We start from the raw sequence: 1001 nt of genomic DNA on the forward strand, positions 1-1001 counted from the left end.
GGGCAAACAAGACCTGGACCTGGGCTGCTATGGTTTCATGGCTATCATGTGAATAGCGGCGATTGGATGGACAAAATAGGCTATGCGGCAGAAGGCTACACAATTTTGGCCATGGACTGCCGCGGCCATGGTGGTCTGTCAGAGGATAATCTCAATGTAAATGGAACAAGATTAAATTGCCATATTATTAGGGGGATAGAAGAGGCTCCAGAAAAGCTCTATTATCGAAATGTATATTTAGATACAGTTCAAGCTGCAAGAATTCTCTGCTCGATGGAGAATGTAGATGAAACTAGAGTAGGAGCTTATGGTGCATCACAAGGTGGGGCGCTGGCGATTGCTTGTGCCAGTTTAGAGCCGCGAATCAAGAAAACAGCTGCTGTTTATCCATTTCTATCAGACTTTAAAAGAGCATGGGAGCTCGATATTAGCAATTCAGCTTATGAAGAAATTCATTATTACTTTAAGTTTATTGATCCAAATCATGAACAAGAGGAAGCGGTTTTCCAAAAGCTAGGCTATATAGATATACAGCATTTGGCAGACAGGATAAAAGCAGATGTATTGTGGGCAGTTGGTATGGAGGATGCAATTTGCCCGCCTTCTACCCAATTTGCTGCCTACAATAAAATTCAATCAGACAAAAATATGCTGATTTATTATGAGTATGGTCATGAATATATAAGGACATTAGGCGACAAAGTCCATGATTTTTTTGCAGACCTGCTTGAAGAGTAAATATGGATGCTTTTTTAAAAGTGGCCGTTATAGTATAGTAATCCCATGAGCTAAGAACAGAATTATTTTATATCGGAGGAATTTTTGTGAGAAGCAATGTTACGATGCGTGACATCGCCAATAAACTTGGTGTCAGCAGTGTGACTGTCTCCAAAGCGCTTAATGATAAAGATGGGGTCAGTGAAGAATTAAAAGAGAAAATAAAATTATTGGCTGAAGAAATGGGCTATCGCTTCAATACACATGCAAAGTCGATTAAGGAT

General features: G+C 39.9%; 2 protein-coding genes. Both read left to right on the top strand.

Translation table 11 applies throughout. The features are described 5' to 3' along the window. On the top strand, window positions 1-738 hold a 738-nt coding region (locus AB0G52_RS41440), incomplete at its 5' end, for an acetylxylan esterase (RefSeq protein ID WP_361344553.1). 104 nt (window positions 739-842) lie between these two features. Further along, the coding region (locus tag AB0G52_RS41445) for a helix-turn-helix domain-containing protein (protein ID WP_361344556.1) at window positions 843-1001 on the top strand (159 nt) is incomplete at its 3' end.

It is taken from the genome of Streptomyces sp. NPDC021562, from assembly GCF_040640875.1.
Classification (GTDB): domain Bacteria; phylum Actinomycetota; class Actinomycetes; order Streptomycetales; family Streptomycetaceae; genus Streptomyces.